The 12,687-nt window shown below is 63.2% G+C and carries 11 protein-coding genes; 3 read left to right on the plus strand and 8 right to left on the minus strand.

What is annotated here, in order from left to right; genetic code table 11:
- Positions 1-4 precede the first annotated feature (4 nt).
- From V8352_RS04415 to V8352_RS04440, 6 genes are all read right to left on the minus strand, one after another.
- Positions 5-1,837 carry an autotransporter assembly complex protein TamA gene (locus V8352_RS04415; RefSeq protein ID WP_336423053.1) on the minus strand — a complete coding sequence of 611 codons (1,833 nt, stop codon included), beginning with the start codon at positions 1,835-1,837 and terminating at the stop codon, positions 5-7.
- A 242-nt stretch (positions 1,838-2,079) separates the two neighbouring features.
- Complete coding sequence (locus V8352_RS04420; protein ID WP_336423054.1) at positions 2,080-2,916, minus strand: ABC transporter permease; 837 nt, start codon at positions 2,914-2,916, stop codon at positions 2,080-2,082.
- Positions 2,913-3,800: an ABC transporter permease gene (locus V8352_RS04425; protein WP_336423055.1), complete on the minus strand. Its 888-nt coding sequence runs from the start codon at positions 3,798-3,800 to the stop codon at positions 2,913-2,915. The genes V8352_RS04420 and V8352_RS04425 overlap by 4 nt, the downstream gene beginning before the upstream one ends.
- A gap of 4 nt (positions 3,801-3,804) precedes the next feature.
- Positions 3,805-4,938, minus strand: a complete 1,134-nt coding sequence (locus V8352_RS04430; RefSeq protein WP_336423056.1) for an ABC transporter ATP-binding protein — start codon at positions 4,936-4,938, stop codon at positions 3,805-3,807.
- Positions 4,939-5,009: 71 nt separating this feature from the next.
- Complete coding sequence (locus tag V8352_RS04435; RefSeq protein WP_336423057.1) at positions 5,010-6,134, minus strand: ABC transporter substrate-binding protein; 1,125 nt, start codon at positions 6,132-6,134, stop codon at positions 5,010-5,012.
- A gap of 44 nt (positions 6,135-6,178) precedes the next feature.
- Positions 6,179-7,552, minus strand: a complete 1,374-nt coding sequence (locus V8352_RS04440; protein ID WP_336423058.1) for a glutamine synthetase family protein — start codon at positions 7,550-7,552, stop codon at positions 6,179-6,181.
- A gap of 114 nt (positions 7,553-7,666) precedes the next feature.
- On the opposite strand from V8352_RS04440, the gene V8352_RS04445 reads away from it, so the two are divergent.
- A complete protein-coding gene (locus tag V8352_RS04445) occupies positions 7,667-8,503 on the plus strand; it encodes a helix-turn-helix transcriptional regulator (protein ID WP_336423059.1) in 837 nt (278 codons plus the stop codon).
- Between the two features lie 12 nt (positions 8,504-8,515).
- On the opposite strand, the gene V8352_RS04450 is transcribed toward V8352_RS04445, so the two are convergent.
- Both V8352_RS04450 and V8352_RS04455 read right to left on the minus strand, forming a co-directional pair.
- Positions 8,516-9,604: a DegT/DnrJ/EryC1/StrS family aminotransferase gene (locus tag V8352_RS04450; protein ID WP_336423060.1), complete on the minus strand. Its 1,089-nt coding sequence runs from the start codon at positions 9,602-9,604 to the stop codon at positions 8,516-8,518.
- A gap of 2 nt (positions 9,605-9,606) precedes the next feature.
- A complete protein-coding gene (locus tag V8352_RS04455; protein ID WP_336423061.1) occupies positions 9,607-10,017 on the minus strand; it encodes a sugar 3,4-ketoisomerase in 411 nt (136 codons plus the stop codon).
- Between the two features lie 227 nt (positions 10,018-10,244).
- On the opposite strand from V8352_RS04455, the gene V8352_RS04460 reads away from it, so the two are divergent.
- Both V8352_RS04460 and V8352_RS04465 read left to right on the plus strand, forming a co-directional pair.
- Positions 10,245-11,633, plus strand: coding sequence for a cytochrome ubiquinol oxidase subunit I (locus V8352_RS04460; protein WP_336423062.1), 1,389 nt, complete (start codon positions 10,245-10,247; stop codon positions 11,631-11,633).
- A gap of 2 nt (positions 11,634-11,635) precedes the next feature.
- Positions 11,636-12,646, plus strand: a complete 1,011-nt coding sequence (locus V8352_RS04465; RefSeq protein ID WP_336423063.1) for a cytochrome d ubiquinol oxidase subunit II — start codon at positions 11,636-11,638, stop codon at positions 12,644-12,646.
- The last annotated feature ends 41 nt before the right edge of the window (positions 12,647-12,687 follow it).

Consider the following 12,687-nt stretch of genomic DNA (forward strand, 5'->3'; position numbering starts at 1 on the left):
TGTCTCAAAATGCCTGTCCGATGCCGATGTAGATCTGCACACCGTCGCCGGTGCTGCCCGTCACGGGCGCCGCCACGTCAAAGCGGATGGGGCCGATGCCAGTTGCATAGCGGATGCCGATGCCCGCGCCGCTATGCCAGCGGCCACTGTCGTCATAGATGCTTTCGGGGCCGACATAGCCCACGTCGAAAAAGGCGACGGGATCGAAATTCCCGGCGATGTCAAAGCGCGCCTCGGCAGAGGCCCCGACAAAGCTGCGCCCGCCTGTCAATCCGGCGCCCTGCGTCACGCCAAGCGACTGGTAAGGATGCCCGCGCACCGTGTTGCCGCCGCCCGAGTAAAAGAGAAAATCCTGCGGCGTATCGGCGAGGCTGGCCCCTAGAATGCTGCCGAATTGCAACCGGGTCGCCAGCGTGAGGAAGCCCCCTTCGTCGATCTGGCGATAGGCGCGCCCATCCAGAAAGATGCGCCCGCCGCTATCGGTATCGTCGAGCGAGAAGAAGGGCGTCGCCTCGGCTTGCAGGTAATAGCCACCGGCAGGATCGAGGGGGTTTTCACGGCTGTCATATGTCGCCTTGAAAGGGACCAGCAGGTGAAAGAACTCCCGCCTGCCAAAAACATCCGTCTCGTCCGAGTAGCGCAGGCCAAGACCCGCCTCGACCGTCAATTCCTCGGTGACGATCCTGCTGAAGCCAAAGCCCAGCTCGGCAGTATCCGACAGGTAGTTCGGCTCGTCCTCGCGGGCGACGCGGCCCAGAATGAAAAGGGTGGTATCGGCACCGAAGGTCGCGGGGCGCTCGAACCGGCCACCGACCTCATAATCGACACCGCCCTCAATACCCCCCGTCTGGCTGCCCAGACCGCCCACCTTGACGTCAAAGCGCAAGCGCTCGGCCCCGCCCATGAGATTGCGGTGCAGCCAGAAGCTCGAAAGGGTCAGGCCCTCGTTGCTCGACAGCTCGATCCCGGCGCCGAAACGGCGTGGTTTTTCGTCAGCGACGTTCATCTCGATATCCATGACATCGCCGCTGCGCAGGGTTTCGGCCTCGGTCAGTGCCACGGACTTGAAGGCGCCGGTGCGGCGCAGCCGCTTGGCGGATCGGTCCAGCTCTTCGGGGGAAAACCTCTTGCCCGTGGGCAGGCCCGCGATCTGGCGCAAACGCTCGGAGCGCACGTCGCTTTCGGATGTCTGGACAAGATCGCCGAATGTCACGACCGGACCGGGCGTCAGCGCGACCTGCGCCGAGAGGGTGTTGGTCTGGTGATCCGCGACGATGTTCTCACCCGAAATCTCGGCCTTGGCATGACCAACATCGCGCCAGCCCTTGATGCCCGCATCAGCGGCGGCACCCACGCGCCGTGCGCGCGCCGTGCCGCCCGGCCTGAACTCTTCTGGCAGCTCGGTGCCGGGGGCAAGGGGCGCGACGCGCGCCTCGGAAAACGCAAAAAGCGGGCCGGGCAGAACCCTGACGACCACTTCGCCGACGCCGGACGGCTGAGCGAAGGGCGACAGGCTTCCGGCCTCGCGGCCATCGACCGTGATGCGGATGACGCCGCTGTAATGGCCAAACCTGTAGAGCACGCCAAGCAGCTGGGCGTAGTCGGCATTCGCGGCGGCGATGATGTCCTGGGGGTCGGTGCGCCCATCGGCCTGAGCGGCCTGGATCAGCGACGCATTGACGAGCGCGTCGCGCAGATTCTCGTTATCCGCCGGAATTTCGTAACGCAGTGTTTCGAGGGCCTGAACGGCAGATCCGGCAAGGGCGAAGGCGGCAAGGGCCACGATTCTCGGCAGCACGATTTTCGGCAGATGGAATGCACCCGTTTTGAAACCCACGTTGTAACCCTCATTCCCGTCGGCGCAGTCGTTGCAGCGTCAATTTGGGAAATTCTAGGACATCAAGCGCTTGCCTGCCAGCAGGTTCCCGCCCACTGGCAGCCGCGAAGGCATGGACCCGCCGATCACGCGCAAACGGCTGGTGATTTTCACGGCGTGAATTCAATGATTTGCGCAGGTGAGGCCGAGGCATGGGCGCGACCTGATAAAATCGTGATCGCGCCCCGGCTGCCCTGCTTGCTTTAGCTGCTCTTGAAGCTGCCCGCCTGCCGCGCCGCTGCCCGGCGGCGGAACCAATCAGCTAGGCCAAGCAGGAGCAGCGCAGGCACGAATGTGACCGTCGCCAGCGCCGGATAGATCGGGGACGAGCCGACGGCGATGCCCGAAAAGACGAAGGTCGGCAGGGTCCGCGCGGTGCCCGCAAGGCTGTAGGTGACGTAAAAATTGCCCCAGGACAGCAGAAAGGCAAAGATCGCGGCCGACATGACGCCCGGCCAGATCAAGGGCAGGGTCACCTCGCGAAACACCTGCCAGTTGTTCGCCCCTGCATCGCGCGCCGCGTCCTCCAGCGTGTCGTCAAAGCCGTGGACCTGCACCGCGATGATGATGAGCGCGAAAGGCGTGATATAGACCACATGCCCGATGATCGCGGTCCAGAGCGCCGGCGAAAAATCAAGCCATCCGCCCAGCACCGAAAACCACAAGAGCATGGCCACCCCCAAGAGAAGCTGCGGGAACAGCAGGGGCGCAAAGCTGATCACCTGAAAGCTGCGTTGAAAGCGGAAGCGCCAGCGCATCCACGCGATTGCACCGCCAATGGCGAGCACCGTGGCGACCGCGGTCGACACGCTGGCCAGCAGGGCCGAGTTGCCCAGCGCAGGCCAGAATTCCCGCGAGGCGAACAGCTCAAAATACCAACGGATCGAAAAGCCTTCGATGGGAAAGCTGAGGAACCGGCTTTCGGAAAAGGAAAAGAGGATGAGCGTGAAGATCGGGACGTAGAAAAACACCAGAACGGCGATAACGGACCCATAGAGGATGATCCCGGCAAGGATCCCTTCGTTGCGATAGCTCATCATTGCGTGTCCTCCTGTGGCTCAGGCGCCGCGCGCATTGCGCGCACCGCCACGGCCCCCGCGATCGCCAGCGTCGCCGTGCCGATGGTGATGACGACCAATGTCAAAGCCGCGCCCAGAGGCCAGTTGACCCGCGTCTCGAACGTCTGGCGGATCAGCTCGGCCGCCATGGGCGAGGTGCCGCCCCCCATTACCTTGGGCTCGAGGAAAACGCCCAGCGCGAGCACGAAAACGAGGATGCCGCCCGCAAAGATGCCGGGCCGCGCGAGGGGCAGTGTCACTTCCCAAAAGGTGCGAAAGCGCGATGCGCCGGCATCATAGGCAGCCAGCATCAGATCGCGGTCAATCCGCGCCATCGACAGGTAGATGCAGAAAATCGTGTAGGGCAGCAGGTTATAGACCATGCCCAGCATCGTGGCCGAGGATGAAAAGAGGATATCGGTGGAATTGGCCCCGAAACCCAGCACATCCAGCGCGCCGTTCAAAACGCCCGTGCGGTCCAGAAACAGCACCCAGCCAAACGTCTTCAGCACCGCATCGGTGAGAAAGGCAAAGACGATCAGGATGGTGACGTGGTTGGACAGGGCGGGCATGCGATGCACCATCGCGTAGGCCACCGGCAGGCTGATGAAGATGCACAGCGCCACGCAGATCAGCGCCATCGTCAACGTCCGGATCAGGATCGACCAATAGTGCCAATGGGAAAAGACATCGATCCAGGTGTCGGTGCTCCACGTCCAGACAAGGCGATAATACTCGGTGCCCTGAAAGCTGAGCAGGGCGGTCATCGCCAGCGGGATCAGGAAGAAGACCGCCATGATCGCCGCCAGCGGCAGCGTGGCCAGCCAAAGGGTGGGATCGCGCCATGTCTTGGCCGTGATACGCATCGTCCTACCCCTCGCCCAAGAGGTAGAGATCGCGGCGCTGAAAGCTGAGCCAGACCTTTTGCGCCACGGTCGCGGGCGGGGTGGCGGTGCCCTGCACATCGACGATCATCGGCTCGCGCAGGCCCTCCACTGCGATGCGGTATTGAATGGACGAGCCCTTGATAAAGAACTCCTCGACGCTGCCCTCCATGACGCAATCCACTTCGGCGGCATCCGGCGCCTCGGTCCGCATCACGATCAACTCGGGCCGGATCATGAGCAGGCCGCTGGTGCCTGCATGGCCGGGGCTGAATTGCGCCTCGTCCAGCGTGGGGTCGGCACAGCGCAGCGCGGGGTTGTCAAAGGCGGCGCCGTCCATCTGCACCGGAATGAGGTTCGTCTCGCCGATGAAGCCCGCGATGAAGGCATCGGCGGGGCGGTAATAGATATCCGTGGGCGAGCCATTCTGCAAAATGCGCCCGTGACGCATGACGCAGATGCGGTCAGCCAGCATCATCGCCTCTTCCAGATCATGCGTGACGTGGACAAAGCTGGTGCCGATGGTGCGATGCAGGTGCTTGATCTCGGTTTGCAGCACCTTCTTGAGCTTGACGTCCAGCGCGCTCAGCGGCTCGTCCAGCAGTAGCACACTGGGGCGCGACACCATCGAGCGGGCCAGCGCCACGCGCTGCTGCTCGCCGCCCGAAAGCTGGGCGGGATAGCGGGTGGCGTAGGCCGAGGGCAGGTGCATCAGGTCCATCATCTCGGCGACGCGGGCGTCCTGTTCGGCCCGCGAGACCTGCGCCAGTTTCAGCGGAAAGGCGATGTTGTCGCGCACGGTCTTGTGCGGAAAGAGCGCGAGCTTTTGAAACACCATGCGCGTCGGGCGCTGCGAGGGCGGCAGGCCGACGACGGATTTGCCCTGGATCTCCAGCGAGCCTCGGCTCGGCTGCTCGAACCCGGCGAGGATCTTCAGCAAGGATGTCTTGCCGCAGCCCGAGGGGCCGACAAGGGCCACGAATTCGCCATCCATCACCTGCAGGTCGATGTCGTAAAGCGCCTGAAAGCTCTCGTAGAGCTTGTCGATGCCTTGTGCTTCGATGATGGGCGCGGCCTTTGTCGGCGCATCGGTCACGGGGTCACTTGCGGAAGTGTTCACTGGCGGGTTCGCTCCGGCTCTCTTGGTTTATTGGGTGCCCACCCGGCCAATGCCGGATGGGCGGAAACGCATCAGTTGGCTGCGGCCAGCTCTTCCTGGAAGATGGCCAGCATGTCGTCGATGTTCGGCGCGACCGAATGGAAGTGGCTCTTGTCCCAAGCCTCCCACATGTAGTCCATTTGCAGCGCGGCCTTCTGCTCGTCGGTGAACTTGGCCTCGGCGGCCTGGCTGGGCACCAGGTTGCAGGTGGCTTCGGTCCAGGCCAGCTCGACCGCGACGTCGGGCGAAACCATGTGCTTGACCAGTTCCTTGGCCAGCTCGGGGTTGTCGGTGCCCTTGAGAATGCCGGTGCCCTCCATCCAGATGATGCCCTGGTTCAGGCCGTCCTTGGGCTCGGGCACAATCGACAGGATGTGATCCTGCCCGTCCTTGCGCAGCGCCGAGGTGCAATAGCTGCCCCCGCCGATCAGCGCGCGGAACGAGCCGTCCATCAGGCCCTTTTGCGCCACCGAAAGATCACCGACCAGAGCGCGCGTGTTCTTGAAAAGCGCGCGCAGGACCGTGCGGATCTCTTTCAGCTCGGCGTCGTCGAGTTCCTTGTAGGGGTCGATCCCGGCGTGCAGCGCCATCGGCATGATCGGCCAGTCGCCCCAGTCGAGCACGCAGATCTTGTCGCGGTAGGCCGGATCAAAGCAGGGGTCATAGCTGGCCCATGTCTCGACCTTGTCGAACTTGGTGTTCACGGTCGGACCGACCCAGCCCCAGCGCGTGGGCAGGCCCGTCGCCTTGCCCTCGTATTGCAGCGGCGCGAAGGGCGCGCGGAACTGCGGGTAGAAATCGGCATAGACGTCAGCGAATTCTTCGTCGTCCAGATACTCGCAGATGCCCGCAGGCCCCATGCGCGCAATCCACGGGCTGTCCGAGGAAACGACGTCGAAGTCGCGGTAGCCGCCTGCCGCCAGCTTGGCAAATCCGCCGGCGCTGTCGGTGATGAGATCGACCGAGACATTGGCGTCATGTGCCGCCTCGAAAGCGTCGATGATGCTGGGCTTGTCATAGCCTTCCCAGCACATCAGGCGCATGTCGGTGGCTGCGTGAGCACGGCTGCCGATGCCGCCGAGTGCCGCGGCGCCGATGGCGGCCGCGCCGCCGCGCAGCACGCTGCGCCGGTCGGTCATGGTTTTCTTGAAAGTCATTTTCTGGTCTCCCTTTTGGTTATCATTGGACTTTGCGGGCGGCGTTACACCACTTCGAGGTATCGCGCCAACTCCCATGCGCCGACTTGGGCGTTATGCGCCTCCACCTCGTATCGGCGCAGTTTGACGTAAGTTTCGACGAAATCATCGCCGAAAATGCTGCGCGCCGCATCCGAAGCCTCCAGCCGGTCCGCCGCCTCCGAAAGGGTGCGGGGAAAGCGCAGGCTTTCCGGCGCCTCTACGGCATAGCAGTCGCCGGTCTGGGCGGCGGGCGGCTCGATCCCGTGCTCGATACCATACATTCCGGCGCCAAGGCACATGGCATATGCGGCAAAGGGGTTCGTATCGGCTGCAGGCACGCGAAATTCGATGCGCGTCGCGGCAGTATCGTCATTGATGACGCGCAGCGCCGCCGTGCGGTTCTGCACGCCCCAACTGGACCAGGTGGGCGCCCAGGCGCCGGGGATCATGCGTTTGTACGCATTGATCGTGTGGCTGCACAGCGCCAGCATTTCGGGCATCAGCGTGACGATACCGCCGACAAAATGGCGCGCGGTCTGGCTGAGGCCGTCCTCGGCATCGGCATCGGCAAAGGCGGCCGCGCCGTCCTTGCGCAGCGACATGTGCAAATGGCCCGACTGTCCGGGCAGATCCGGCGACAGCTTGGCCATGAAGGCGGCCGTCAGGCCGTTGCGCAGGAAAAACGCCTTGGCGAAATTCTTGAACAGGGCCGCGTCATCGGCGGCCTTCAGCCCCTCGGCATGCAGGAGCGGCGCCTCGAAGAAACCCGGCCCCAGCTCGGTATGCATGGCATCTAGGGTTATGCCAAGGCGGGTCATCACCGCCTCGAACTCGGCCAGCAGATCGTGGTGCAACGCTTCGGTCTGGAGCGAATAGGTGCGGTTGCCTTCGGCGAAATGATCGAGGTTGCGATAGCTCTTCTGGCGCAGGGTGCGGGGCGTTTCGTCAAAGACCGTGAATTCGAATTCAAAAGCCGAATGCACGGTAAACCCTGCCTCTGCCGCACGGGCGACCATCCCCTGCGCCTGATTGCGCGCGCTCTTGGCCCCGAAGGGCTCGGCAAAGTCCGAAATCGCCAGCGCGTCATTTTCGGCAAAGGGATAGGCGCGCCACGCGCCCGGATCAATCATCGTGGGCCGGTCGACAAAGGCGCTCGTCTCTTGCGGCACTTCGCCGGTGTCCCAGCTATAGAGGATGTCGCAGAAGGGCCCGCCGGTCTTGGCCAGCTTGGCCGCCTTGGCGCCGCTGACCTTCTTGTGACGAAAGACACCATTGGCGTCAAAGATGCCCAGATGCACGTTTTCGGGATCGCTTGGCGCGCCCTGCCCGCCTGCGACCGTGCCGGCTTGTTGATTGCTGTCCTTCGTCGTCACTTGCGCCCCGCTGCTGCCTTGCATCCAGCGCCGCAAGGCGGCATCTGGTTAATTTTGTGTCCGAAGGTTAGGCTAACCCGCATTGCGCGCCCAATAACCCCAAAGGATTAGAGGCCAGTTCTCCGGCCCGAACGTCGTATGGACATGACTGCCCTGCACGCCGATCCCGAATTCACCGCCCATCTTGGCGCAGATTTTGCGCGCGCGGTGGACGCGATCGGCACGCTCGCCTTCATGGATGCGCTGACACAGGCGGTGCGCGCCATCGTGCCTTTCGACAATGCGATGCTCTTTGCCTACAAGTCGGGCGAGCGTCCGCGCGGGCCCTATACCGACATCTCCGACGCCGCCGAAGCGCGCATCGTGATCGACCAGTATCTGCTCGGCCCGTTTCTGCTGGATCCCTTCTATAGCGAGGTGCAGCAGGGGCGCGTGGACGGGCTGGCTTGTCTGGGCGACATCGCACCCGATGAATTTTTCGCCTCGGAATATTACGAGCAGCATTACCGCCGCACGCGCATCACCGACGAGGCAGGCGTTTTTCTGGCCCTGCCGGATAGCGCGGTGCTGGTCTATAGCGTGACGCGGCGGCACGGCAGCCCGGTATTTGCGCCTGCTGACCTTGCCGTGCTGCGCGGCCTCGCACCGCTGATCGCGGCGCTGACGCGGCGGCACTGGGCCGGCGTCGATCTGGGATTTGGCTCGCAAGCCGGGGGGGACGCGACCCCCGATCCCATCGCCGCCGCGCTGGCCGCCCTGGGCGAGACGGTGCTGTCGCAGCGCCAGCGGCAGGTCGTGGCGCTGGTGCTCAAGGGCCATTCGACCGAGGCCATCGCGCTCAACCTGGATATCAGCGCCGACACGGTCAAGGTTCACCGCCGCAATGCCTATGCCAAGCTGGGAATATCCTCGCAAGCCGAGCTTTTCGCGATGTTTCTGGATCTGCTGTCGCGCATCGTCGCGCCGCAAACCTAGCGATATCGCCGCTTAACTGAGCGCGATTACTCGGTCGATGACATATTCGGTCTGCGCATCGGTCTGCGCGGGGCACATCGGCAGGCTCAGCACCTCGCGCGCCAGCCGCTCACTGAGGGGCAGGCTTCCGGGGGCGTGGCCCGCATCCGAATAAGCCTTTTGCAGATGCGGCGGGATCGGATAATGGATCACCGTGCCGATCCCCGAATCCGCCAGCCTGTGCTGAAACGCGTCCCGCTGATCATGGCGCACGACATAAAGATGCCAGACCGGATCGGCCCACTCGGGGACGACCGGATGGTCCAGCCCCGCCTTGGCAAAGGCCGCGCTATACTGCGCCGCAATCTCGCGCCGCCGCTTGGTCGCTTTGTCCAGCGCCTCCAGCTTGACGCCCAGCACGGCGGCCTGAAGCGGGTCGAGGCGGCTGTTCACCCCCTTGACCTCATTTTCATACTTCACGGCCGAGCCGTAATTGCGCAGCAGGTTGACCGCCTCTGCGATGGCCGCGTCGCCTGTCGTCAGCGCGCCGCCATCGCCCAGCGCGCCAAGGTTCTTGGAGGGGTAAAAACTCCAGGTGCAGGTGCCGGAGGCGCCTACCTTCTGGCCCTTGTAGCTGGCGCCATGCGCCTGCGCGGCATCCTGCAAGACCTGCAAGCCATGCTGCGCGGCAACGGCATTCAGTGCGTCCATATCGGCAGGCTGACCATAAAGATGCACCGGCAGGATCGCGCGGGTGCGCGCCGTGATCGCCGCCGCGACCGCATCTGCATCCAGATTATAGGTGTCCTCGCGCGGCTCGACCGGCACCGGGACAGCGCCGCATTGCGACACGGCGAGCCATGTGGCGATATAGGTGTTGCCCGGCACGATCACCTCATCCCCCGGCCCGACCCCCATCGCACGCAAGCCAAGATAGAGCGCATCCAGCCCGTTGGCGACGCCAAGGCAGTGGGGGGCGCCTAGATAGGCGGCAAATGCGGTCTCGAACTGCTCAAGCTCCGGCCCGCCGATGAAATAGCCAGAGCGCGCGGCGTGCAGCAGCGCGGCCTCGATGCCCGGCTGAATTGGCGCGCTGGCGGCGCCAAGATCAAGGAATGGCACCTTCACGATGCGCCGACCGCACGCAGGTATTCGGATTTGTCACGGATGTAATCGGCCTCGTCATAAGCCTCGGAGGCCATCACCATGCAAACCGACCCGGACGAGAAATTATCCAGATAGCGCCACATCATCGGGCAGACATAGACCCCGAAATAAGATCGGTTGAGGTGGAAACGATGCGAAGCGAAGCCATCATCCAGAACCAGATCGAAACTGCCGGACATGCAGATGACAAACTGATGCAGCGCCTTGTGCGCATGTTCGCCCCGGTCAGCGCCGCCGGGCACATCGTAGAGGTAGTAGACCCGCTTGATATCGAAGGGGATGTGATTTCCCCCCTCGACGAATGTCAGATTGCCGCGCGCATCCGCGATCTTGGGCAGTTCGATGATCCGGCAGTCACTGAGGGGCATGAGCAGTCTTTCGCAAAATCCGTCATGATGGGGTATAACATGACGGCGCTTCCCGCAAATGGGCTTTGGCATGCGCCAGGAATTTCACGCCGCGCGATTCAGGGAAAATCTGGCACGCGCATGAACTTGGCGCCTCGCGCAGATTGTCGCACGACGGTGCTAGCGCGCGATCTGGCCTTATATGATCGGCAAGAGCTCAGAGGTTGAGACGGCAAACGGAGGTATCGGTGGACACCCTTCTTCTTTCGCGCATCCAGTTCGGCGCCAACATTTCATTTCATATTCTCTTTCCCACGATCACCATCGCCCTCGGCTGGGTTCTGCTGTTTTTCAAGCTGCGCTTTTCAGCAACCGGAGAACGCAAGTGGATGGATGCCTACATGTTCTGGGTCAAGGTCTTTGCCCTGTCGTTCGCCATGGGTGTCGTGTCCGGCATCACCATGTCATTTCAGTTCGGCACCAACTGGCCCGGCTTCATGGAAACGGTTGGCAACGTCGCGGGCCCGCTGCTGGCCTATGAGATCATGACGGCCTTTTTCCTTGAGGCGGTGTTCCTCGGGATCATGCTGTTTGGCGCATCGCGGGTAAAGCCTTGGGTGCATACCACGGCGACCTTCCTCGTTGCGTTCGGCACCACCATGTCGACCTTCTGGATCATCGTGCTGAATTCGTGGATGCACACGCCGCAGGGGTATGAGCTGCGCGAGGGTGTCGTGCATGCCACCAACTGGCTTGAGATCATCTTCAACCCGTCGATGCCCTACCGCTTTGTCCACATGATGCTGGCGTCCGGCCTGACGGTAGCCTTTCTGATCGCCGGCATCTCGGCGCTGCGCATGCTGTGGGGCGACCGGGCCGAGTCGGCGAAATCGGCGCTGCGCGTCGGCATCATTGCCGGCGCGGGCCTGATCCCGCTTCAGATCGTGGCGGGCGACATGCATGGCCTGAACACACTGGAACATCAGCCTGCCAAAGTCGCGGCGATGGAGGGCAACTGGGAGACGGGGCCAAACGTGCCTTTGCTGCTCTTCGCCCTCCCGGACGAGGAGACGCGCAGCAATCGCTTCGAGATCGGCGTGCCAAATGGCGCCTCCCTGATCCTCAAGCATTCGGCGGATGGCGTCGTGCCCGGCCTCAATGACTTTGTGGCCGAGGATGGCGAGGTGCTCCATCCGCACGTTGCGCCCGTCTTCTACAGCTTTCGCGTGATGATCGGCACGGGCGTGGCGATGCTGCTGCTGTCCTGGGGCGGCCTCGTGCTCTTGCGCCGCTATGGCGCGGGCGGCATGCCGCGCCTGCCCCTCTACGCCTTCTGCGCGATGAGTTTCAGCGGATGGATCGCGACCCTCGCGGGCTGGTACACAACCGAGATCGGACGCCAGCCATGGCTGGTGCAAGGGGTGCTGTCGACCAAGGATGCGGTCAGCGATGTGCCTGCGGGCATGGTGTGGACCACTCTGGTCGGCTACCTCGTGATCTATGCGGCGCTGATCCTGGCCTATATCGCGGCCATCACCTATCTGGCGCACAAGGCGGCCAAGGGCGAGCCGCTGCCGACGCGCGATCCTGCCAATGCCGGTGCGCGCGGCACCCCTGCCTTGCAACCGGGAGAGTGACGATGGAAATGTTCGCAGACCCCGCCGTCTGGCTGCCATGGACCTTCGCCGCGCTGATGGGCCTGTCGATCCTGATCTATGTCGTCCTCGACGGCTTCGACCTGGGAGTGGGCCTCTTGATGCCCTTGGCCAATGATACCGAAAAGGACATGCTCGTCGCCTCTATAGGCCCGTTCTGGGACGCGAACGAGACATGGCTTGTGCTGGCCATCGGTATCTTGCTGGTTGCGTTTCCGCCCGCGCACGGTGTGATCCTGACCGCGCTCTATCTGCCGGTCTTCGTGATGCTGATCGGGCTCATCCTGCGCGGTGTCTCGTTCGAGCTGCGCGCCAAGGCGCCGCCCAGCCAGAAATGGCTGTGGAATGCAGCGTTCTTTGGCGGATCATTGATGGCAGCGATGAGTCAGGGCTTCATGCTGGGCATGTATGTGATGGGGCTGGGCTGGACACCGCTAAATGTTGCGTTCGCGGCACTCACGACGGTGTTCCTGACGGTGGGATACAGCTTCCTCGGCGCGACATGGCTGATCCTGAAGACCGGCGGCGCATTGCAGGGCCATGCGATCCGCTGGGCCCGCGGCGGCATATGGGGGCTGGTGCTGGGAATCGGGGCCATCTCCCTTGCCACGCCGTTCGTCAGTGCGCGCATTTTCGACAAATGGTTCGGCGTGCCCGAAATCTTTTACCTGTCGCCCATGCCGATCCTGTCGGCGGCCTTGATCGGGTTCTTGTGGTGGAAGCTGCGCCGGATCCCGCGCAGGAATGACGCTTGGTCATGGTCGCCCTTCGTCGCGGCCACGGCCCTCTTTGTGCTGGCCTTTGGCGGGATGGCCTATTCGTTCTATCCCTATGTGGTGCCCGAGCAGATCACGATTTTCGAGGCGGCATCTGCGCCCGAAAGCCTTCTTATCATCCTGATCGGCACGCTCTTCGTGCTGCCCGCGATCATCGGTTACACGGTGCTGTCCTACTACATCTTCCGGGGCAAGGCGACTGAGCTTAGCTACGAATAAACTTGGCGCAGCTTGGGAATCGCGTCACGATCGGACGAATT

The sequence above is a fragment of the Roseovarius sp. D0-M9 genome, assembly GCF_037083805.1.
Taxonomy (GTDB): Bacteria; Pseudomonadota; Alphaproteobacteria; order Rhodobacterales; family Rhodobacteraceae; genus Roseovarius.

Coding starts and splice junctions, on each gene's coding strand:
- V8352_RS04420 (WP_336423054.1), bottom strand. CDS start 2,916: ATGATGAGCTATCGCAACGAAGGGATCCTTGCCGGGATCATCCTCTAT.
- V8352_RS04425 (WP_336423055.1), bottom strand. CDS start 3,800: ATGCGTATCACGGCCAAGACATGGCGCGATCCCACCCTTTGGCTGGCC.
- V8352_RS04435 (WP_336423057.1), bottom strand. CDS start 6,134: ATGACTTTCAAGAAAACCATGACCGACCGGCGCAGCGTGCTGCGCGGC.
- V8352_RS04440 (WP_336423058.1), bottom strand. CDS start 7,552: ATGCAAGGCAGCAGCGGGGCGCAAGTGACGACGAAGGACAGCAATCAA.
- V8352_RS04445 (WP_336423059.1), top strand. CDS start 7,667: ATGGACATGACTGCCCTGCACGCCGATCCCGAATTCACCGCCCATCTT.
- V8352_RS04455 (WP_336423061.1), bottom strand. CDS start 10,017: ATGCCCCTCAGTGACTGCCGGATCATCGAACTGCCCAAGATCGCGGAT.
- V8352_RS04465 (WP_336423063.1), top strand. CDS start 11,636: ATGGAAATGTTCGCAGACCCCGCCGTCTGGCTGCCATGGACCTTCGCC.